Here is a 19,138-nt window from a genome sequence, read left to right as displayed (position 1 = left end):
GATTACACCACGATGCTGATTAACTTGCCTGGCACGACGATGATCTTCTTCGGCGTGGTCTCGACGTACTTCTGCACACTTTCGCACGCCAGCGCGGCCGCTTCGATGCTGGCCTTGTCCGCATCCTTGGACACCGTGATCGAGCCGCGCAGCTTGCCGTTCACCTGGATCATCATCTCGATCTCGGACTGCTCCAGCGCCTGCGGGTCGACTTGCGGCCATGCGACGTTCAGCAAATCGCCATGCACGCCGGCATAGCCCAGCTCTTCCCACAACACATGGGTGATGTGCGGGGCGACAGGGTTCAGCAGGCGCAGGAAGATGGAAAAGCCTTCGGCGATCAGCGCCTTCGACTGCGCGCTGTCATCCAGCTTGGCCGATTCCAGCGTATTGAGCATCTTCATGCAGGCCGATACCACCGTGTTGTACTGGATGCGCTTCAAGTCGTAATCGGCTTGCTGCAGCAGCTTGTGCAATTCGCGGCGCAGGTTCTTCTGCGCGTCGCCCGTGGCCGGTGCGGCGCCGCCAGCCAGTGCGGCCTGGATCGTCGCCGACTGGGCGTAGCCGAAGTTCCACACGCGGCGCAGGAAGCGGTTCGCGCCTTCGACACCGCTGCCCGACCATTCCAGGGTCTGTTCCGGCGGCGAGGCGAACATGGTGAACAGGCGGGCCGTGTCGGCGCCATACTGTTCGATCTGCGCTTGCGGATCGATGCCGTTGTTCTTCGACTTCGACATTTTTTCCGTGCCGCCGATTTCCACGGGCTGGCCGTCGGCCACCAGGATGGCGGACTGCGGACGGCCCTTGTCATCGAGCGACAGGCGCACGTCGTCCGGGTTGAACCAGGTGGTCTTGCCCGCCGCGTCCTTGCGATAATAGGTTTCGTTGAGCACCATGCCCTGCGTCAGCAGGTTGACGAAGGGCTCGTCGAACTTGACCAGGCCGAAGTCGCGCATGATCTTGGTCCAGAAGCGCGCGTACAGCAAGTGCATCACGGCGTGTTCGATGCCGCCGATGTACTGGTCCATCGGCATCCAGTAATCATTGCGTTCATCGACCATGGCATCGTTCGAGCCTGGCGAGGTATAGCGCATGTAGTACCACGACGAATCCACAAAAGTATCCATGGTGTCCGTCTCGCGGCGCGCCGGCTTGCCGCACTGCGGGCAGTCGCACTTGAGGAAGGCTTCGTATTTGTTCAGCGGATTGCCCGTGCCGTCCGGCACGCAGTCTTCCGGCAGCACTACCGGCAAGTCTTTTTCCGGCACCGGCACCACGCCGCAATCGGCGCAATGGATCATCGGGATCGGCGTACCCCAGTAGCGCTGGCGCGAAATGCCCCAGTCGCGCAGGCGGAACGTGGTTTTCTTCTCGCCCAGGCCCAATTCGGCCAGGTCGGCGGCCACCGCATCGACGGCGGACGCGAAATGCAGGCCGTCATATTTGCCGGAGGCGATGCACACGCCATCCTTGCTGCCGTACGATTCCTGCCACGCGTCCGTCGAGAACTCCTGGCCCTTGACTTCGATGACTTGCTTGATCGGCAGATTGTATTTCTTGGCGAAGCCAAAATCGCGTTCGTCGTGCGCCGGCACGCCCATCACGGCGCCGTCGCCATAGGTGATCAGCACGTAATTGCCGACCCACACTTCCACTTGCGCGCCCGTCAGCGGATGCGTGACGAACAGACCGGTCGGCATGCCCTTCTTCTCCATCGTCGCCATGTCCGCTTCGATCACGGAGCCGAGCTTGCATTCGGCGTTGAAGGCGGCCAGTGCAGGATTCGTTTGCGCGGCGTGGATGGCCAGCGGGTGCTCGGCGGCCACGGCGCAGAAGGTCACGCCCATGACGGTGTCCGGACGCGTGGTAAACACATACAGCTTGCCGTCGCCGATCAGGGCGCCGTTCGCATCCTTGATCTCATGCGGGAAGGCGAAGCGCACGCCCGTCGACTTGCCGATCCAGTTGGTCTGCATGGTACGCACGCGCTCGGGCCAGCCCGGCAGCTTGTCGTCCACATACGCCAGCAATTCTTCCGCGTAATCGGTGATGCGCGCGTAGTACATGGGGATTTCACGCTTTTCGATCAGCGCGCCCGAACGCCAGCCCTTGCCATCGACCACTTGTTCGTTGGCCAGCACGGTCTGGTCGATCGGGTCCCAGTTCACGGTACCGGTTTTCTTGTAGATGATGCCTTTTTCCAGCATCTTGAGGAACATCCACTGGTTCCATTTGTAGTACTCAGGCTTGCAGGCGGTCATCTCGCGCGACCAGTCGATGGCCAGGCCCATCGATTCCATCTGCTGCTTCATGTGGGCGATGTTCGAATACGTCCATTGCGCGGGCGGCACGTTGTTGGCCATGGCCGCGTTTTCCGCCGGCATGCCGAACGCATCCCAGCCCATCGGCATGAGCACGTTATAGCCGTTCATGCGCAGGTAGCGGTACATCACATCATTGATCGTATAGTTGCGCACGTGACCCATGTGCAGCTTGCCCGAAGGGTAAGGCAGCATCGAGCAAGCGAAATACTTGCCTTTAGGGAAACGCGGGTCGTGTTCGACGGCTTTATAGGCGTCGATCGCCTTCCAGTGGGATTGGGCGGCGTGTTCGACGTCGGCGGGACTATATTTATCTTGCATAATGGATGTGCGACCAGCGTGGCCCGGCCAAAAGTGGATATGAACCGAGCATTATACTGGTTGTCGCCGCCCGATAGCGCGGCGCGCTGGCGGCCCGGGCAGGCATATTTTTGCAAGCGCACAATTATGCTGTGTGATATATACACAATCTTGTTCTTTGCCTCCAAGCCGGCCATGATCGTCTACCAGGAATATCCGCCCATCCCCGCCCTGCGGCCGTGGCTGGACTGCGTCTGGACGTGCCGCGTGCAGACGGGCGCCACACCCGTCACGCACCAGGTCTTGCCGGACAATGGCATCGACATCCTGTGCCAGGACCAGCAGGACGCCAGCTTTGCCGTCGGCATGATGACGGCGCCGATCGCCGTCGTCAGCCACGGCCTGGTGCAGACGGTGGCGGCCCGCTTCAAGCCGGGCGCGGCGACGCGTTTCTTCCAGCTGCCCCTGTGTGAACTCAACGATGGCCGCACGGGATTGCAGCAGTTGTGGGGGCGCGACCTGGCCATGCGCCTGGGCGACGCACTGTGGAGCGCGCCCTTGTCCGATGCGCAGCGCCTGGCCATCCTGCAGGATTATCTGCTGCTGCGCCTGCGCGCCGGACCACCGCTGCGCGCACCCGGCGTGGCGCAGCATGCCATCGCGGCCATCGAAGGGGCCCACGGCCTGCTGCGCGTGGAGGAGCTGGCACGGCGGCTGGGCGTGTCGGGCCAGCATCTGGCCCTGCAATTTCGCCAGCAGGTCGGCATCGGCCCCAAGCTGTTCGCGCGCATCTGCCGTTTCCGTGCCGCCAGCAATGGCTTGAAACGCCTGGCGGCGCAGCCGGACTGGGCGCAAGTGGCCCTGCAATACGGCTATTTTGACCAGTCGCACCTGATCCATGACTTCCAGGATTTTGCCCACAGCGCGCCCGACGCGTGGCTGGCGGGACGGCACCGCTAGGACGACCTTCCATTTTTACAATCGCGCGGCGCGCGCCGATGGCATGATGGCGTTATTCTTCATTCACCAGGAGCAGAACATGATCAAGGGTTTGCGTACCGTCACCTATCCCGCCCCCGACCTGGACAGGGCCAAAGCCTGGTACAGCCAGGTTTTCGGCGTGGCGCCATACTTCGACCAGCCCTTCTATGTGGGGTTCAATATCGGCGGCTTCGAACTGGGCTTGCTGCCGGACGGCCAGCCGGGCACGCAAGGCAGCGTGACGTACTGGGGCGTGGAAGGCATCGAGCAGGAAGTCGAGCGTATCGTCGCGCTGGGCGCCACCGTGCACCACCCGATCACGGACGTGGGCGACGGCATCCGCACGGTGGAATTGCTCGATCCGTTCGGCAACCAGCTCGGCTTCATCGACAATCCCCATTTCGATACCGCCACGGTCATCTAGGCCGCCACGCCTTGCAGCCACAGCCGGAATTGCTGCAAGGCCGCCTTTTCATGCGCCGCCTCGGGCGTGATCAGATAATATGCGCGCTGGCCGCGCAGTGGACGCTCACATACAATACGCAATTCGCCGCGCGCCAGCTCCGCCTCGACCAGCATGCGCGGCAGCAAGACCACGCCCTGCCCCTGCACGGCGGCCATGGCCAGCATGGAAAACAGTTCATACCGCGCGCCGTAACGCGCGCCCTCGCCATCGACTTGCATGGCGTCAAACCACTGGCGCCAGGCGCCCGGGCGCGTGCTTTGTTGCAATAAAGTCAGCGCCAGCAAATGCTGCGGCTGCCAGTGACTGCGCGCCGCCAGCAAGCGGGGACTGGCGACGGGCACGATCTCTTCATGCATGAGCAAGGTGGCGCGCGTGCCGGGCCAGCGCGCCAGCTGCTCGGGCGTGCCCGCATACAGGGCGCCGTCATATTCCGTATCGGCAAACATGAACGGCTTGGTGTAGGCATCGATATGCACGACGACGTCCGGCTGCTCGCTGGCAAAGCTGGCCAGGCGCGGCATCAGCCAGCGCGTGGCAAAGGTGGGTACCGAGGCCAGCTGCAAGGCGCCGCCGCCACCCTGGCGCGCCATGGTGTCGAGCGTGTCGCGCTCCAGGCCGTCGAGGCGGGCGGCGATCTGGCGCGCATACGCGGCGCCGGCGCTGGTCAGCAGCACGCCGTGACGCGTGCGCTGGAACAGTTGCACGCCAAGAAAGCTTTCCAACGATGAAATCTGCCGCGAGACGGCGCTTTGCGTCAGCGCCAGTTCGCGCGCCGCGTGCGTGTAGCTCTGGTGGCGGGCGGCAGCCTCGAAGCAATTCAAGGCTTGCAACATGGGAATTTTTCTGGACATGGCGGAGCGGCGGCAAGGAAGAAGCCGCCAGTATGCCGCAAGATATGCGCGGCACGCATGTCTGGGTGCGAATAAATCGTTTGCGCAAGGCAAAGCAAAAACCTACCATGAGCCCTATTCAATCTTGCGCCGATCACCGGCGCTCACCTGCGAGGCCTGTGATGAGCAAAACTGCATTCGACTGGAATTCCCCCCTGCTGCTGGACGAACAACTGACGGGCGACGAGCGCGCCGTGCTGGAAGCGGCCCGCGACTATTGCCAGGGCAGCCTGGTGCCGCGCGTGCTCGAATCGTTCCGCCATGGCCGCACGGACGCGGCCATCTTCCGCGAAATGGGCGAATTGGGCTTGCTGGGCACGACGATTCCCGAAGAATACGGCGGCGCCGGCCTGAACTATGTCTGCTACGGCCTGGCCGCGCGCGAAGTCGAGCGCGTCGATTCGGGCTACCGCTCGATGATGAGCGTGCAATCGTCGCTGGTGATGGTACCGATCAATGCCTTCGGCAACGAGGAAACCAAACAGAAATACCTGCCGAAACTGGCGACGGGCGAATTCATCGGCTGCTTCGGCCTGACGGAACCGAACCACGGCTCCGATCCCGGCAGCATGGTCACGCGCGCGCGCAAGGTACCGGGCGGCTACAGTATTTCCGGCGCCAAGATGTGGATCACCAACAGCCCCATCGCCGACGTGTTCGTCGTCTGGGCCAAGGACGATGAAGGCGCGATCCGCGGCTTCGTGCTGGAAAAAGGCTGGAAAGGCCTGTCGGCGCCCGAGATCCACGGCAAGGTTGGCTTGCGCACCAGCATCACCGGCGAAATTGTCATGGATGAAGTATTTTGCCCGGAAGAAAACGCCTTCCCCGACGTGCGCGGCCTGAAAGGCCCGTTCACTTGCCTCAACAGTGCCCGCTACGGCATCGCCTGGGGCGCGCTGGGCGCGGCGGAAGACTGCTACCTGAAGGCGCGCCAGTACACGATGGACCGCCAGCAATTCGGCCGCCCGCTGGCAGCGAATCAACTGGTGCAAAAGAAGCTGGCCGACATGCTGACGGAAATCACCATGGGCTTGCAGGGCTGTTTGCGCCTGGGCCGCATGAAGGATGAAGGCTCGCCGGCCGTGGAAATCACCTCGATCATGAAACGCAACAGCTGCGGCAAGGCGCTGGACATCGCCCGCATGGCGCGCGACATGATGGGTGGCAACGGCATTTCCGACGAATTCGGCGTCATCCGCCACCTGGTCAACCTGGAAGTGGTCAACACCTATGAAGGCACGCACGATGTGCACGCGCTGATCATCGGCCGCGCCATCACCGGCATCGCCGCCTTCAGCAACTGATGGACGCCTTCGCTTCCACCCTGCGGCCCGCGCCGTTGACGGGCTTGCGCGTGCTGGACCTGTCGCGCGTGCTGGCCGGCCCGTGGGCCGGGCAAATGCTGGCCGACCTGGGCGCCGACGTGGTGAAAGTCGAGCAACCGGGCCGCGGCGACGATACGCGCTCGTGGGGCCCGCCGTATCTGAAGGACGAGGACGGCCGCGATACGGCCGAGGCGGCCTACTTCCAGTGCGCCAACCGCAACAAGCGCTCCCTGTGCATCGACCTGGCCGCGCCTGAAGGGCAAGCCCTGGTGCGCCGGCTGGCGGCCGAGGCGGACGTGCTGCTGGAAAATTTCAAGCTGGATGGCTTGAAGCAATACGGGCTCGACGCGGCCAGCCTCCTGGCGCTCAACCCGCGCCTCGTGTACTGCTCCATCACGGGCTTTGGCCAGGATGGGCCGTACGCGGCGCGCGCCGGCTATGACTTCCTGATCCAGGGCATGGGCGGCTTGATGAGCATCACGGGCGTGCCCGATGGCCAGCCGGGCGCGGGGCCGCAAAAAGTGGGCGTGGCGCAGACGGACATCCTGACGGGCCTGTACGCCACCATCGCCGTGCAGGCGGCGCTGGCCGAACGGGAACGCTCGGGCCTGGGCCAGCATATCGACCTGGCCCTGCTCGACGTGCAGGTGGCGGCGCTGGGCAACCAGGCGGCCAATTACCTGTGCGGGGGAAAAGTGCCGCAGCGCATGGGCAATGCGCATCCGAACATCGTGCCATACCAGGATTTTCCCACGGCCGATGGCGACATGATCCTGGCGATCGGCAACGATGGACAGTTTTCGCGCTTCTGCGCCGTCGCCGGCCATCCGGAATGGGCGCAGGACGAGCGCTTCGCCACGAATCCGCAGCGCGTGGCGCACCGCGCGATTTTGATCCCCCTGATGCGCCAGGCCACCGTCATGCGCACGACGGCCGAGTGGATCAGCGCCTTCGAGGCGCAAGCCGTGCCTTGCGGTCCCGTCAACCGCATCGACCAGGTCTTTGCCGACCCGCAAGTGGTGGCGCGTGGCTTGAAAGTGGAGATGCCGCATCCGACGGCGGGCACGGTGGCGCTGGTGGCCAATCCCGTGCGCTTGTCCGGCTCGCCCGTGCAATACCGCTTGCCGCCGCCGTTGCTGGGGCAGCATACAGATGAGGTGTTGGGGCAATGGCTGGGATTAGATACTGAGGAAATTACTGGTTTGCGCGAGCGCAAAGTCGTGTGAAGAACTGGGGTCAGACCCGGCGGGTCTGACCCCGGAATTACTTCAGCGTCAATTTCAACGCCGGCTTTTCGCCGTAATCGTCATAGCGTTCATTGATACCGGCGATGCAGAACGTGATTTCTTCCAGCAAATCAGGAACTTGCGCTTTCATCGCGTCCGCATCCTGCACCACGATTTCCAGCACTTCGTTCGGTTTCAAACGGAACTGCGTCATGTTTTCGTCGTCGCGCAGATAGCTGAGGCAATCGACCCAGGCATCCATGCTGTTGCCGTAGAACTCGGGGAAACCGAAGGCTTGCGCGCATTGCGCGTGGAAGCTCGCTGCGTCGGTGATGTCTTTTCCATTCAGGATGGCAGTGGCCATGATCTTCCTCAGTTCTTCAGCGACAGCACGTCCTGCATGTCGAACAGGCCCGTCGGCTTGTCGGCCAGGAAACGCGCGGCGCGCAGGGCGCCGTGCGCGTAGGTGACGCGGCTGCTCGACTTGTGGCTGATCTCGATGCGCTCGCCAATGCCGGCAAACAGCACCGTATGGTCGCCCACGATATCGCCGCCGCGGATGGTGGCAAAGCCGATGGTCGACGGATCGCGTTCGCCCGTCACGCCTTCGCGGCCGTACACGGCGCATTCCTTCAGGTCGCGGCCCAGGGCGCCAGCCACCACTTCCCCCATTTGCAGGGCGGTGCCCGATGGCGCATCGACCTTGAAGCGGTGATGCGCTTCGATAATTTCGATGTCATAGCCTTCGGACAGGCTTTTCGCGGCCAGTTCCAGCAGTTTCATGGTGACGTTCACGCCCACGCTCATGTTCGGCGCGAACATGATGGCCGTCTTTTCAGCGGCGGCGGCAATGGCCGCCTTGCCCGCGTCATCGAAACCGGTGGTGCCGATGATCATCTTGATGCCGTGCTCGGCGCAATACGCCAGGTGCTGCAAGGTGCCTTCGGGACGCGTGAAGTCGATCAGGTAGTCGGCGCCGGCCAGGCCGGTGGCCAGGTCGGACGCAATCAGCACGCCGGCGGGCTTGCCGAGGAAGGCGGCCGCATCCTGGCCGACGGAGGGCGAGCCGGCACGGTCGAGGGCGCCGGCCAGGATGGCGTCCGGTGCATTGCTGACCGCTTCGATCAGGATATGGCCCATGCGGCCGCTGGCGCCAGCGATGGCAATTTTCAGTTCAGTCATTATTTTCTCTTGCAGCTACTTATTTGGTGGGTTCGACAGCGGGCGCCGGCGCAGCTTCGGTGGCAGGCGCAGGGGTCGCCTCAGGCTTGCTCACAGGAATGGCTGGGGCGGCATCGGCCGGGACCGGCACGGCGCTCGGCGCCACGGGCGACGGCACGGCAGCGGCCGGCACTTCGGCCTTGGCCACCTTGGCGAACGGCGACGGACCGGCGATGCGGTCGATGTATTCTTTCTCGGTCGGCAAGTTGCCGCCTTCGAAGCGCGCCACTTTGCCCTCTTTGTCAAAGAACACGATCACGCGGCTGGTGGTGGTTTCGCCATTGCCCCGCGCCAGGCGGAAAGGATAGTCCCAGCGGTCGGCATGGAAGATATCGGTCAGCAGCGAGGTGCCGAGGATGAAGCGGACCTGGTCGCGCGTCATGCCGACTTTCAGCTGGGCCAGCATCTCTTCGGAGATAAAGTTGCCTTGTTGAATGTCAGGACGGTACGGCGAGAAAAACCACATGAATTTCTGCAGTTTCGTGACGGTGGTCGTTTGCGCGCCCTGTTCCGGGACGACTTCCTTGCCTTCCTTGAGCGTCACCGCCGGCTTTTCGCCGAGGATGCCGCGATTGGCACAGCCAGATGCCGCCAGCGCGATACAGACCATGCCTGCCACGACTGGAGCTCGAAAGGAAAGACGGTGCCAGAGAGATGGCAATACAGCCGGTGTTACGCGCATAAATGACCTCAATTGGATGAACAAAACGCCAGGAGTGACCGGCCAGCCCAAAAAGCATATTTTGGCACTCCCCGACAAAACGCTATATGATAAAGCACCTGACCCACATACGAGCAACAAACATGAGTAACAATCCTAGTGATCTCAAGGCAAGCGGCCTGAAAGCGACCCTGCCACGGTTGAAGATACTCGATATCTTCCAGAGTAGCCCGGTACGCCACCTGACAGCGGAAGACGTCTACAAAATTCTGCTGGCCGACAATATGGATGTCGGTTTGGCAACTGTCTACCGTGTCCTGACGCAATTCGAACAAGCCGGCTTGCTTAACCGCAACCATTTTGAAACCGGCAAGGCGATTTTCGAGCTCAACGAAGGTTCCCACCACGACCACCTGGTGTGCCTCGATTGTGGCCGGGTCGAGGAATTCTTCGACGAAGACATCGAAGTGCGCCAGCAAAAAGTGGCCGAAGAACGCGGCTTCAAGATCGCCGAACACGCACTGGCCATCTACGGCAACTGCATCAAGGTCGCCTGCCCGCACAAAACAGCCTGACGCTTGCCGGCCTGCCCCGCAACGGGGTGGCCGGCACGGCAAACAGGACGCTCAATGATGGCTGAGTGCGTTGGATAGCAGCTTGGCCGTGATATCGACAATCGGGATGACCCGCTCGTACGCCATGCGCGTCGGCCCGATTACTCCCAACGTTCCCACGATCTTGCCGTTGACTTCATACGGCGCCGTCACCACGCTCATTTCATCCATCGGCACCAGGTTCGATTCGCCGCCGATGAAAATCTGCACGCCCGTCGCCTTGCTCGATACGTCGAGCAACTGCATCAGCCCCGTCTTTTGCTCGAACATGTCGAACATCTGGCGCAGCGAACTCATGTTCGATGACAGATCGCTCACGCTGAGCAAGTTGCGCTCGCCGGAAATCACCATGTCATCGCTGTGGTCGGCCATCGCTTCGCTGCCCGCTTCCACGGCCGCCTGCATCAGGCTGCCCATGTCGTCGCGCAGCTGGCGCAGTTCGCCCTGCAGGCGCACGCGCACGGCGTCGAACGACAGGCCGCCGTAATTCTGGTTGATGTAGTTGGCCGACTGCACCAGTTGCGCCGGCGTATAGTCCGCTTCCGTCAACAGCAGACGGTTCTGCACATCGCCGCCCGGGGCGACGATGACGAGCAGGATGCGTTTTTCAGACAGGCGCAGAAATTCGATTTGCTGGAATACGGATTCGCGGCGCGGGCTGAGCACGACGCCGGCAAATTGCGACAGCGAGGACAGCATCTGCGCCGCATTGGCGATGGTGCGCTGTGGCTGCGGCGTCTGCAGGCGCATGCGCGACTCCACCATGTGCTCGTCCAGATGCTTGACCGTCAGCAAGGTGTCGACAAAGATGCGATAGCCGCGCGGCGTGGGAATGCGTCCGGCCGAGGTATGCGGGCTGGCCACATAGCCAAGCTCTTCCAGGTCAGCCATGATGTTGCGGATCGTGGCCGGCGACAGGTCGAGGCCGGAAATCTTCGACAGGGCGCGCGAACCGACCGGCAGGCCGTCGGCGATATAGCGCTCGACCAGGGCTTTCAGCAGTGTTTGGGCACGTGTATCGAGTTGCATGATGGTTTAGTTAAGCAAGTATTCTTTAAGCAAGTGTTCTTTTAGACAAGTGGCAACGAAAGCGGCCAAACGTGCGGCAACAGCGCCTATTATGCACGTTCGTCCGCCCGGCGGCGATCAATCTTCCAGTTGCTGCCGTAGCCACAGCAGCAATTCATCAAAGTTGGCGCAGATGGCGTCCGGTTGCACGCCAGCGGCCAGGTGCGCGTCGCTGCCCTTGCGGTTCATCCAGACGGCGCGCATGCCCGCCCCTTGCGCCCCCGTCACGTCAAAATACAGGTCATCGCCCACATACACGGCCTCGTGCGGCGCCACGCCCAGCGCGGCGCAACCGGCCAGGAAGATGCTGGCATCGGGCTTGGCGACGCCGAAATCGCTGGCGGCGATCGATACCTTGAAATGCTGCGCCAGGCCGATAATTTCAAGATCCGCGTTGCCATTCGAGATCGACCCGACCAGCATGCGCTGCTGCATCCATGCCAGGCCGGGCAAAACGTCGTCGAACGGCTGGACGCGGTTGCGCGCGGCCATGAATTGCAGGATGGCGCCATCGACCAGGGCCGGGTCTTCGCCCGCCGCTTCAAAGGCCGACAACAGGCCCGCGCGGCGCAGCTCAATCAGGTTGCCATGAAAATGTGGTTGCGCGTTGAGCATGGCCAAGCGGTGCTGGCGCAGCACCTCGATGGAAAATTGTTGCGCCACTTTCGGCGCATGCGTGGCCAGCCAGTCGTGCAGCAGGGTTTCGGCGGCGGCGATCACGGGCGCGATGGGCCACAGGGTATCGTCGAGGTCGAACAGGATGGCCTTCGGCGGCACGACAGCTTTTACAGGGGAAAGAGACATGGCGAGTTCACAAATGGTGCCGCGGCACGGCGCGCGGCGGAAGTGTATTGTCGCACTGATCGCCGCCAGCGGCATGGCTGCGCCCCGGGGAAATGGGGCCAGGCCAGCGCTTCTGGGCGAAAAATTGTTACAGGGTGATACAAGGCAGGATCAATCCGCTTGCCAGATAGACTAAAATAGGCGCCATTCCAATGCGGCGCCAGCGTCCGTGTTGCGCTACCCTACCTAATTCGTTTTGGAGAATGTATGAAAAATTTGTACCTGCGCTCGATGCTGGCGGCGGCTTGCGCCGTCACACTGGCAGCTTGCGGCGGCAGTGGCGGCAATCTGTATCTGGGCGGCCAAGTGTACGGCCTGGCCAAAGATGGCCTGATTCTCAGAAACGGTTCCGAAGATTTGGCGGTCGCGGCCGGCTCGTCGAGTTTTTACTTCACCAATCTGATCAAAACCGACGACCGCTATGCCATCACCATCGCACAGCAGCCGAAGGGCGCGGTATGCACCCTTGAGAATGGCAGCGGCAAGGCATCGAGCTACTCCGTGACCACCGCGATCGTCAGCTGCGTCACCAACACATATCCACTGACAGGCTCGATCACCGGCCTGACGGCGAACAAACTGACCCTTGTCATTGGCAATAACAGCACCAGCCCGCTGGCCGGCGCCACCAGCTACACCTTCCCGGCAATCGCTGACGGTGCCGCCTACAATATTTCCATCCTGACCAATCCCACGGGCCAGACTTGCCGCTTCCAGGGTTCGACGAGCGCCGATGGCCACGATATCGTTGGCACGATGGGTTCCGCCGCCACGACCGCCGCCACGCTGGCGTGCACCCCGAATTAAGCCACGCGATTCGCCACCACTATTTTGGAGAAATACATGAAGTTATCCTGCCTGCGCCCACTCGCCGCGCTGCTGCTGACCCTGGGACTGGCTGCTTGCGGCGGCAAGGCCTCGTATGACGTCAGTGGCACCATCACTGGCTTGAGCAATGAAGGACTGGTGCTGGCCAACGGCAGCGACACCCTGCCGCGCCCTGCCGGCTCCACCACGTTTACGTTCAACAAGCGCATCGACTACGGCACCGACTACAACATCACGGTCCTGACGCAACCGGCCCACATGAATTGCAGCGTCAGCGGCGGCTCGGGCTCGGCTGGCCATTACCTGAGCATCGATGCACTGGTTACCTGCAGCCAGAACGCCTACAAGGTGGGCGGCACGGTCAGCGGCCTGACCGTGGATGGCCTGGTGCTGATTAATGGCAATACGACGACAAATATCGTGAAGGACAGCACGGCCTTCACCATGAATGGCACCGTGGCCTACGGCGCCAGCTATGGCATCAGCGTCTTCACCCAGCCAACCGGCCTGGTATGCAAAGTCGCGCCAGGCACCGGTATCGGCACCATGGGCGAAGCGGATGTGACCACGGTACAGGTCACTTGCGGCCCGGCCTGAGCCGCCTGAATGGCAGCCGCAGGGCGGCTGCCGCGAAGAGATATCATGGAAATCTATAATTGATATTCCAAAGATAAATTGGAGTTATATGTGGCGATGCAGCATAATGCATCTGTCTCCTCCAACTCTTCCAAGAATTGGATTTAGCCCGCTTTCACCAGCGGGCTTTTTTTTGTCCAAAATTTCTCAGGCGGCAGGTTTCTGCAATCCCGGCTGCAACATCTGCACGATGCTGGAGAAATCCTGCTGCGCATAGCCGGCCTGCGCATGCATCTGGTACAGCTGGCGCACCAGGCCGCCCAAGGGCGTGGGCGCATTCGCCGACAGGGCCGATTGCTGGGCCAGGCCCAGGTCTTTCAGCATCAGCGCCGTGCCGAAGCCGCCACTGTAGTTGCGCGAGGCGGGCGTGCCGTCCATGACGCCGGGCCACGGGTTGTACACCTCCAGCGTCCAGTTGCGGCCCGAACTCTTGGCCATGATGTCGGACAAGACTTTCGGATCGAGGCCATGCGCCACGCCCAGGTTCAGCGCCTCGGCCGTCCCCGCCATCAAAATGCCCAGCAGCATGTTGTTGCAAATCTTCGCCACCTGGCCCGCACCCGCCTCGCCCGCATGAAAAATGTTCTTGCCCATCTTTTCCAGCAAGGGCCGCGCCTGCTGCAAGGCCGCTTCGCTGCCACCGACGATGAAGGTCAGGGTGCCGGCCGCCGCGCCCGCCGTCCCGCCCGAGACGGGCGCGTCGATCATGGCAAAGCCGCGCTCGCTGGCCGCCTGCGCCACTTGCCGCGCCACATCGGCGGCGATGGTGCTGCAATCGATGAACAGGGCACCGGGCTTGGCCGAATCGAGCACGCCGCCGGCCGCCAGGTACAGTTCCTGCACGTGCTTGTTGGCAGGCAGCATGGTGATGACGGCGTCGGCCGTCTGCACGGCCGCGCTGGCGGACGCGGCGGCCGTGGCCCCCGCCTCGACCAGCGACGCCACCGCCGCTGGCGCCAGGTCGAACACGGACACGTGAAAGCCGGCGGCCACCAGGTTGCGGGCCATCGGCGCGCCCATGTTGCCCAGGCCGATAAAAGCGATATGTTGCATTATTGAAGTCTCCTGTTGTTCTTTTAATGTAGATCGGCCAGTGGATGCGTGCTCCACGGCGCCGCGAAATACTCGTCCAGATACGCCGCGCCGACGTCGGCCAGGCTAGCCGGCTGCCACTGCGGGGCGTTGTCCTTGTCGATCAGCAAGGCGCGCACGCCTTCGCTGAAGTCCCCATGGGCGCAACATTGCACGGCAACAATGAGTTCGAGCTGGAACACTTGCGCCAAACTCATGTGCCGCGTGCGCTCACGCATGGCCCATACCAGGGCGGCCGAGCTGGGCGCGCCCTTGGTCAGTGAATGCGCCGCCTTTTGCAGCCAGGCCGAGTCGCCGGCATAGACGGCAATGGCGGCCACCACTTCGGGCAGGGTGGGCGCTTGCGTCAGCGCGGCGATGGCGTCAAAGTTGGCGCGCACTTCGGAGACGGGCAGCATGGACGCCGGGGCGGAGAAACCGCGCAGCAAGCGGTTCAGCTGCTGGTGATTCGCCTGCGGGCTGGCCTGCCATTGCGCCAGCGCCAGCGCGTCGAGCACCATGGCGCGCTCTTCCTGGCGCAGGAAATAGTCGCCCAGGCCCGCAAACAGGGCATCGGCCGCGTTCATCGGCGCCCCCGTCAGCCCCAGGAACAGGCCGCTGCGGCCCGGCATGCGGCCCAGGAACCAGCTGCCGCCCACGTCGGGGAACAGGCCGATGGTAATTTCCGGCATGGCGATGCGCGTGCTTTCCGTCACCACGCGGTGGCTGGCGCCCGCCATCAGGCCCAGGCCGCCGCCCATGACGATGCCGCCGCCCCACACCAGCAGCGGCTTCGCATACGTATGGATGCGGTGGTCGAGCCGGTATTCCTCGGCAAAGAAGGCCAGCGCCTGCGGGTTCGGCACGACACCGGGCTGTTCCACCACGGCCGCGCGCAGGCTGCGCACGTCGCCGCCGGCACAGAATGCCTTGTCGGTCGACGATTGCAGCACCACGCAGGCGATGGCGTCATTGCTGGCCCAGCGCACGAGGGCGCCATCGATGGCGCGGATCATGTCCAGGGTCAAGGCATGCAGCGACTTTGGCGCATCGAGCGTGATGACACCCAGCCGCATGCCGCCAGGACAGCCGCGTTCCTCGATGTTCACGGTTTCAAGCAAAGTCTCAACCATTCTTCCACTCCGCCGGACGTTTTTCCAGGAACGCTTGCACGCCCTCCTTCTGGTCTTGCGTCTCGAACAGACCCAGGAACAGGGTGCGTTCATCGGGCAGGGAAGCGGCCAGCGGACGGCTGCGCGCGCCCTGGATCAGGGTCTTGCACGCCGTCACGCTGCTGGGGCTCTGGCGCGCCACCTTGGCCGCCAGCGCCAGCGCCGTGGCGGCAGCTTTGCCGGTCGGCACGACTTCCTCGACCAGACCGATGGCCAGGGCCTTCTCCGCATCGACCCGTTCGCCGCATAAAATCATGCGCTTGGCCCAGCCTTCGCCCACCAGCCACGGCAAGTGCTGCGTGCCGCCCGCGCACGGCAGCAAGCCGACGGACGCTTCCGGCAAGGCCATCTGCGCGTGTTCCTCGGCGATGCGGATATCGCAGGCCAGCGCACATTCGAGCCCGCCGCCCATGGCATAGCCATTGATGGCGGCGATGCTGACGCCGCGAAACGCGGACAGCGCCTCGAACGCTTCGCCAAACGCGGCCGCCATGTTGAAGGCCATGTCCTTGTCGCCATCGGCAAAGACTTTCAAATCGGCACCGGCCGAGAAGAACTTCGCACCGCCGCCCGTGATCACCAGCGCGTACACGTCGGCGTCCGCGTTCAGGTCGGCCACCAGCTCTTTCAGGGCGCGCAGGCTGGCCAGGGTCCACGTGTGGGCGGGCGGGTTGTCGAGCGTCACCAGGGCCGTGTGGCCGCGGCGTTCCAGCAGTAAATTTGTATACACTTTAGTCATCGTAAGGTCTCCGTGGCGCCGTCTTTCAAAATCGCTCGCGCGACGATCAGGCGCATGATTTCATTCGTCCCTTCCAGGATCTGGTGCACCCGCGTGTCGCGCACATGGCGCTCCAGCGGGTACTCGCGGATGTAGCCGTAGCCGCCATGCAGTTGCAGCGCATCGTTGGCGACATTGAATCCTGCATCCGTGGCGAAACGTTTTGCCATGGCGCAATACGCCGTCGCGTCCGGGCTTTCCTGGTCCAGCTTCCAGGCCGCCAGGCGCACCATCTGGCGCGCCGCCACCAGTTCCGTCAGCATGTCGGCCAGCTTGAATTGCAGGGCCTGGAACTGGGCCAGCTCGCGGCCGAACTGCGTGCGTTCCTTCATGTACGTTTGTGCGCGCGTGAGGGCGGCCTGCGCCGTGCCCACCGAGCACACGGCGATATTGATGCGCCCGCCGTCGATGCCCTTCATGGCGATGGCAAAGCCTTCGCCTTCCGCGCCCAGCAAATTGCCAACAGGCACTTTCACCTGGTCGAAGCTGATGATGCGCGTGGGCTGGCTGTTCCAGCCCATCTTTTCTTCTTTCTTGCCGTACACGATGCCGGGCAGATTCGCCGGCACGGCAAAGGCGGAAATGCCGGCCGCGCCCTCGCCGCCCGTGCGTGCCATGACGATCAGCATGTCCGTCTGCCCCGCTCCGGAAATGAACGCTTTCGTGCCGTCCAGCACATAAAAGTCGCCATCCTTGACGGCCTTGGTGCGCAGCGAGGCCGCGTCGGAGCCCGACTGCGGTTCCGTCAAGCAATAGCTGGCCAGCTTCTGGCCGGCGGCCAGGGCCGGCACCCATGCGTCGCACAGGGCTTCCTGCCCCCAGCGCGACAGCATCCAGGTGGCCATGTTGTGGATCGTGATGTAGGCCGTGGTCGAGGTACAGCCGCCGGCCAGTTCCTCGAAGACGATGGCGGCATCCTGGCGCGACAGGCCCAGGCCGCCCCAGCGCTGCGGCGTGTACAGGCCGCAAAAGCCCATCTCGCCCGCCTTGGCAATCGTTTCCACGGGGAAGATCGATTCCGCATCCCAATGCGCCGCGTGCGGCGCCAGTTCCCCTTCGGCAAACGCGCGCGCCGCCTGCTGGAACTCGCGCTGCTCGTCGCTCAGTTCAAAGTCCATGGTGCAGCTCCTTACTTGAGGCTGATGGTGGTGTTGACCTTGCCCACCGAGGCCGCATCCGTGAACCAGCGCTGGGTAATCGTCTGCGTCTGCGTGTAGAACAGCACGACCTGCTTGCCGAACGGGCCCAGGTCGCCCAGCTTGGAGCCGCGCGAGCCCGTAAAGCTGAACAGGGGAACGGGCACGGGAATGGGCACGTTGATGCCGACCTGGCCCACGTCGATTTCTTCCTGGAAGTAGCGCGCGGCCGCGCCGCTTTGCGTAAACAAGGCCGTGCCGTTGCCGTTCGGATTCGCATTCACCAGTTCAATGGCTTCATCGAGCGTGTCGACTTCGACGACGATCAGCACGGGACCAAAAATTTCCTGGTCATACACGACCATGCCGGGTTTCACGCCGGACAAGATCGTCGGGCCGACGAAGTTGCCGTTCGGATAGCCATCGACCTTCACGTCGCGGCCATCGAGGGTCAGCACGGCGCCCTGTTCGATGCCCTTGGCAACCAGGCTGTGCACGCGCTCTTTCGCCGCGCAGGAAATCACGGGACCGAGGTCCGGATTGTCCTTGCCGGCGCCCACGCTCAAGCCTTGCGCCTTGGCGGCCAGTTCCGGCAGCCAGTCGCGCGCCTCGCCCACCAGCACGGCGACGGACGCGGCCATGCAGCGCTGGCCGGCGGCGCCGAAACCGGCGCCCAGCAGCTGATTCAGGGTCTGTTCTTTATTAGCGTCCGGCAAGACGACGGCGTGGTTCTTGGCGCCCATCATGCATTGCGCGCGCTTGCCGTTCAGGCTGGCGCGCTGGTACACATGCGTGCCCACCTTGCTGGAGCCGACGAAGGAAATGGCCTTGATGTCCGGGTGGTCGCACAGGGCGTTGACCACGTCTTCGCCGCCGTGGATGACGTTCAGCACGCCGGCCGGGATGCCCGCCTGCAAGGCCAGACGCACGAGTTTTTCCGTCACCAGCGGATCCTGCTCCGAGGGTTTCAGCACGAAGGTATTGCCGCAGGCAATCGCCATCGGGAACATCCACAGGGGGATCATGGCGGGGAAGTTGAACGGGGTAATGCCGGCGCACACGCCCAGCGGCTGCATCACGCTGTAGGTATCGACGCCGCCGGCCACGTTTTGCGCGTATTCGCCCATTTGCAGGGTACCGATATTGGCGGCGTGCTCCACCACTTCCAGGCCACGGAAGACGTCGCCTTCCGCGTCGAGCAGGGTCTTGCCCTGTTCCATGGTGAGGGTGGCGGCCAGGTCGGCCATGTTTTCACGGATCAGCTGCTGCAGCTTGAGGAAGATGCGCGCGCGCGCGCCGATCGGTGTCTTGCGCCAGGTTTTGAAGGCGCGCTGGGCCGAGGCGATGGCCGCGTTGACTTCGTCCGGCGTGGCGAACGGCACCTTGGCCAGGACTTCCTGCGTGGCGGGGTTGACGACATCGCGCCAGACGGTGGTCCGGGATTCGACCCACTCGCCGTTGATCAACAGTGGAACGGTAGGGATGGCAGTTTGCGTGGTCACTCGGTGTCTCCTGGTTTGAGGTATAGGTCTGTTTGCATTATTCGCACAATACGGGCCGCGAACAAGGCGTGAAAATGCGAGATAATGCAAAGACGAATC

General features: G+C 63.1%; 19 protein-coding genes. 7 read left to right on the top strand and 12 right to left on the bottom strand.

What is annotated here, in order from left to right; translation table 11 throughout:
* Positions 1-2: 2 nt before the first annotated feature.
* Entirely contained in the window at positions 3-2,642 is a 2,640-nt protein-coding gene (gene leuS / locus BM193_RS25340) for a leucine--tRNA ligase (protein WP_092802786.1), read from the bottom strand.
* A 150-nt stretch (positions 2,643-2,792) separates the two neighbouring features.
* On the opposite strand from leuS, the gene BM193_RS25335 reads away from it, so the two are divergent.
* The gene (locus BM193_RS25335; protein ID WP_254786415.1) at positions 2,793-3,581 is read left to right on the top strand and encodes a DUF6597 domain-containing transcriptional factor; all 789 of its coding nucleotides are present in this window, start codon (positions 2,793-2,795) and stop codon (positions 3,579-3,581) included.
* Positions 3,582-3,660: 79 nt separating this feature from the next.
* Positions 3,661-4,026, top strand: coding sequence for a VOC family protein (locus tag BM193_RS25330; RefSeq protein ID WP_092803085.1), 366 nt, complete (start codon positions 3,661-3,663; stop codon positions 4,024-4,026).
* Here the strand turns inward: BM193_RS25330 and BM193_RS25325 are convergent.
* On the bottom strand, positions 4,023-4,919 hold the full coding sequence (locus BM193_RS25325) for a LysR substrate-binding domain-containing protein (RefSeq protein ID WP_175533417.1): 897 nt from the start codon (positions 4,917-4,919) through the stop codon (positions 4,023-4,025). The two genes, BM193_RS25330 and BM193_RS25325, sit on opposite strands and share 4 nt — an antisense overlap.
* Before the next feature lie 161 nt (positions 4,920-5,080).
* Between BM193_RS25325 and BM193_RS25320 the strand changes: the two genes are divergently transcribed.
* Both BM193_RS25320 and BM193_RS25315 read left to right on the top strand, forming a co-directional pair.
* Complete coding sequence (locus BM193_RS25320) at positions 5,081-6,262, top strand: acyl-CoA dehydrogenase (protein WP_092802792.1); 1,182 nt, start codon at positions 5,081-5,083, stop codon at positions 6,260-6,262.
* Complete coding sequence (locus tag BM193_RS25315) at positions 6,262-7,509, top strand: CaiB/BaiF CoA transferase family protein (RefSeq protein ID WP_092802795.1); 1,248 nt, start codon at positions 6,262-6,264, stop codon at positions 7,507-7,509. The genes BM193_RS25320 and BM193_RS25315 overlap by 1 nt, the downstream gene beginning before the upstream one ends.
* Before the next feature lie 37 nt (positions 7,510-7,546).
* Here BM193_RS25315 and BM193_RS25310 read toward each other — a convergent pair whose 3' ends face one another.
* Genes BM193_RS25310 through BM193_RS25300 form a run of 3 tightly spaced genes read right to left on the bottom strand, consistent with a single transcriptional unit; the run spans position 7,547 to position 9,340 of the window.
* Positions 7,547-7,873 (bottom strand): barstar family protein, encoded by a 327-nt coding sequence (locus tag BM193_RS25310; protein WP_086144655.1) that lies wholly within the window; start codon positions 7,871-7,873, stop codon positions 7,547-7,549.
* 8 nt (positions 7,874-7,881) lie between these two features.
* A complete protein-coding gene (gene dapB, locus BM193_RS25305) occupies positions 7,882-8,691 on the bottom strand; it encodes a 4-hydroxy-tetrahydrodipicolinate reductase (protein WP_092802798.1) in 810 nt (269 codons plus the stop codon).
* 19 nt (positions 8,692-8,710) lie between these two features.
* Positions 8,711-9,340, bottom strand: a complete 630-nt coding sequence (locus BM193_RS25300) for an outer membrane protein assembly factor BamE (protein ID WP_254786419.1) — start codon at positions 9,338-9,340, stop codon at positions 8,711-8,713.
* Between the two features lie 194 nt (positions 9,341-9,534).
* On the opposite strand from BM193_RS25300, the gene fur reads away from it, so the two are divergent.
* Positions 9,535-9,966, top strand: coding sequence for a ferric iron uptake transcriptional regulator (fur, locus tag BM193_RS25295; protein ID WP_092802805.1), 432 nt, complete (start codon positions 9,535-9,537; stop codon positions 9,964-9,966).
* 51 nt (positions 9,967-10,017) lie between these two features.
* Here the strand turns inward: fur and hrcA are convergent, their stop codons facing one another.
* Positions 10,018-11,034, bottom strand: coding sequence for a heat-inducible transcriptional repressor HrcA (hrcA, locus tag BM193_RS25290; RefSeq protein ID WP_092802808.1), 1,017 nt, complete (start codon positions 11,032-11,034; stop codon positions 10,018-10,020).
* Between the two features lie 117 nt (positions 11,035-11,151).
* Positions 11,152-11,877: an HAD family hydrolase gene (locus BM193_RS25285; RefSeq protein ID WP_175533416.1), complete on the bottom strand. Its 726-nt coding sequence runs from the start codon at positions 11,875-11,877 to the stop codon at positions 11,152-11,154.
* A 255-nt stretch (positions 11,878-12,132) separates the two neighbouring features.
* Here BM193_RS25285 and BM193_RS25280 point away from each other — a divergent pair, with 255 nt between their 5' ends.
* Positions 12,133-12,723, top strand: a complete 591-nt coding sequence (locus BM193_RS25280) for a hypothetical protein (protein WP_175533415.1) — start codon at positions 12,133-12,135, stop codon at positions 12,721-12,723.
* A 36-nt stretch (positions 12,724-12,759) separates the two neighbouring features.
* On the top strand, positions 12,760-13,341 hold the full coding sequence (locus tag BM193_RS25275) for a hypothetical protein (protein ID WP_092802817.1): 582 nt from the start codon (positions 12,760-12,762) through the stop codon (positions 13,339-13,341).
* Positions 13,342-13,527: 186 nt separating this feature from the next.
* Here BM193_RS25275 and mmsB read toward each other — a convergent pair whose 3' ends face one another.
* Genes mmsB through BM193_RS25250 form a run of 5 tightly spaced genes read right to left on the bottom strand, consistent with a single transcriptional unit; the run spans position 13,528 to position 19,039 of the window.
* Positions 13,528-14,433, bottom strand: coding sequence for a 3-hydroxyisobutyrate dehydrogenase (mmsB, locus tag BM193_RS25270; RefSeq protein WP_092802820.1), 906 nt, complete (start codon positions 14,431-14,433; stop codon positions 13,528-13,530).
* Positions 14,434-14,456: 23 nt separating this feature from the next.
* Positions 14,457-15,584, bottom strand: a complete 1,128-nt coding sequence (locus BM193_RS25265; RefSeq protein WP_092802823.1) for an enoyl-CoA hydratase/isomerase family protein — start codon at positions 15,582-15,584, stop codon at positions 14,457-14,459.
* Positions 15,577-16,362 carry an enoyl-CoA hydratase gene (locus BM193_RS25260; protein ID WP_092802826.1) on the bottom strand — a complete coding sequence of 262 codons (786 nt, stop codon included), beginning with the start codon at positions 16,360-16,362 and terminating at the stop codon, positions 15,577-15,579. Before BM193_RS25260 ends, BM193_RS25265 begins: the two co-directional genes overlap by 8 nt.
* Positions 16,359-17,519, bottom strand: coding sequence for an acyl-CoA dehydrogenase family protein (locus tag BM193_RS25255; RefSeq protein ID WP_092802829.1), 1,161 nt, complete (start codon positions 17,517-17,519; stop codon positions 16,359-16,361). Before BM193_RS25255 ends, BM193_RS25260 begins: the two co-directional genes overlap by 4 nt.
* A gap of 11 nt (positions 17,520-17,530) precedes the next feature.
* The gene (locus BM193_RS25250) at positions 17,531-19,039 is read right to left on the bottom strand and encodes a CoA-acylating methylmalonate-semialdehyde dehydrogenase (RefSeq protein WP_092832550.1); all 1,509 of its coding nucleotides are present in this window, start codon (positions 19,037-19,039) and stop codon (positions 17,531-17,533) included.
* Positions 19,040-19,138: the final 99 nt, after the last annotated feature.

This window comes from Janthinobacterium sp. 344 (assembly GCF_900112025.1).
Taxonomy (GTDB): Bacteria; Pseudomonadota; Gammaproteobacteria; order Burkholderiales; family Burkholderiaceae_D; genus Janthinobacterium.
The sequence above is the reverse complement of the archived record's forward strand: the minus strand, read 5'-3'. Positions and strand labels throughout refer to the sequence as shown.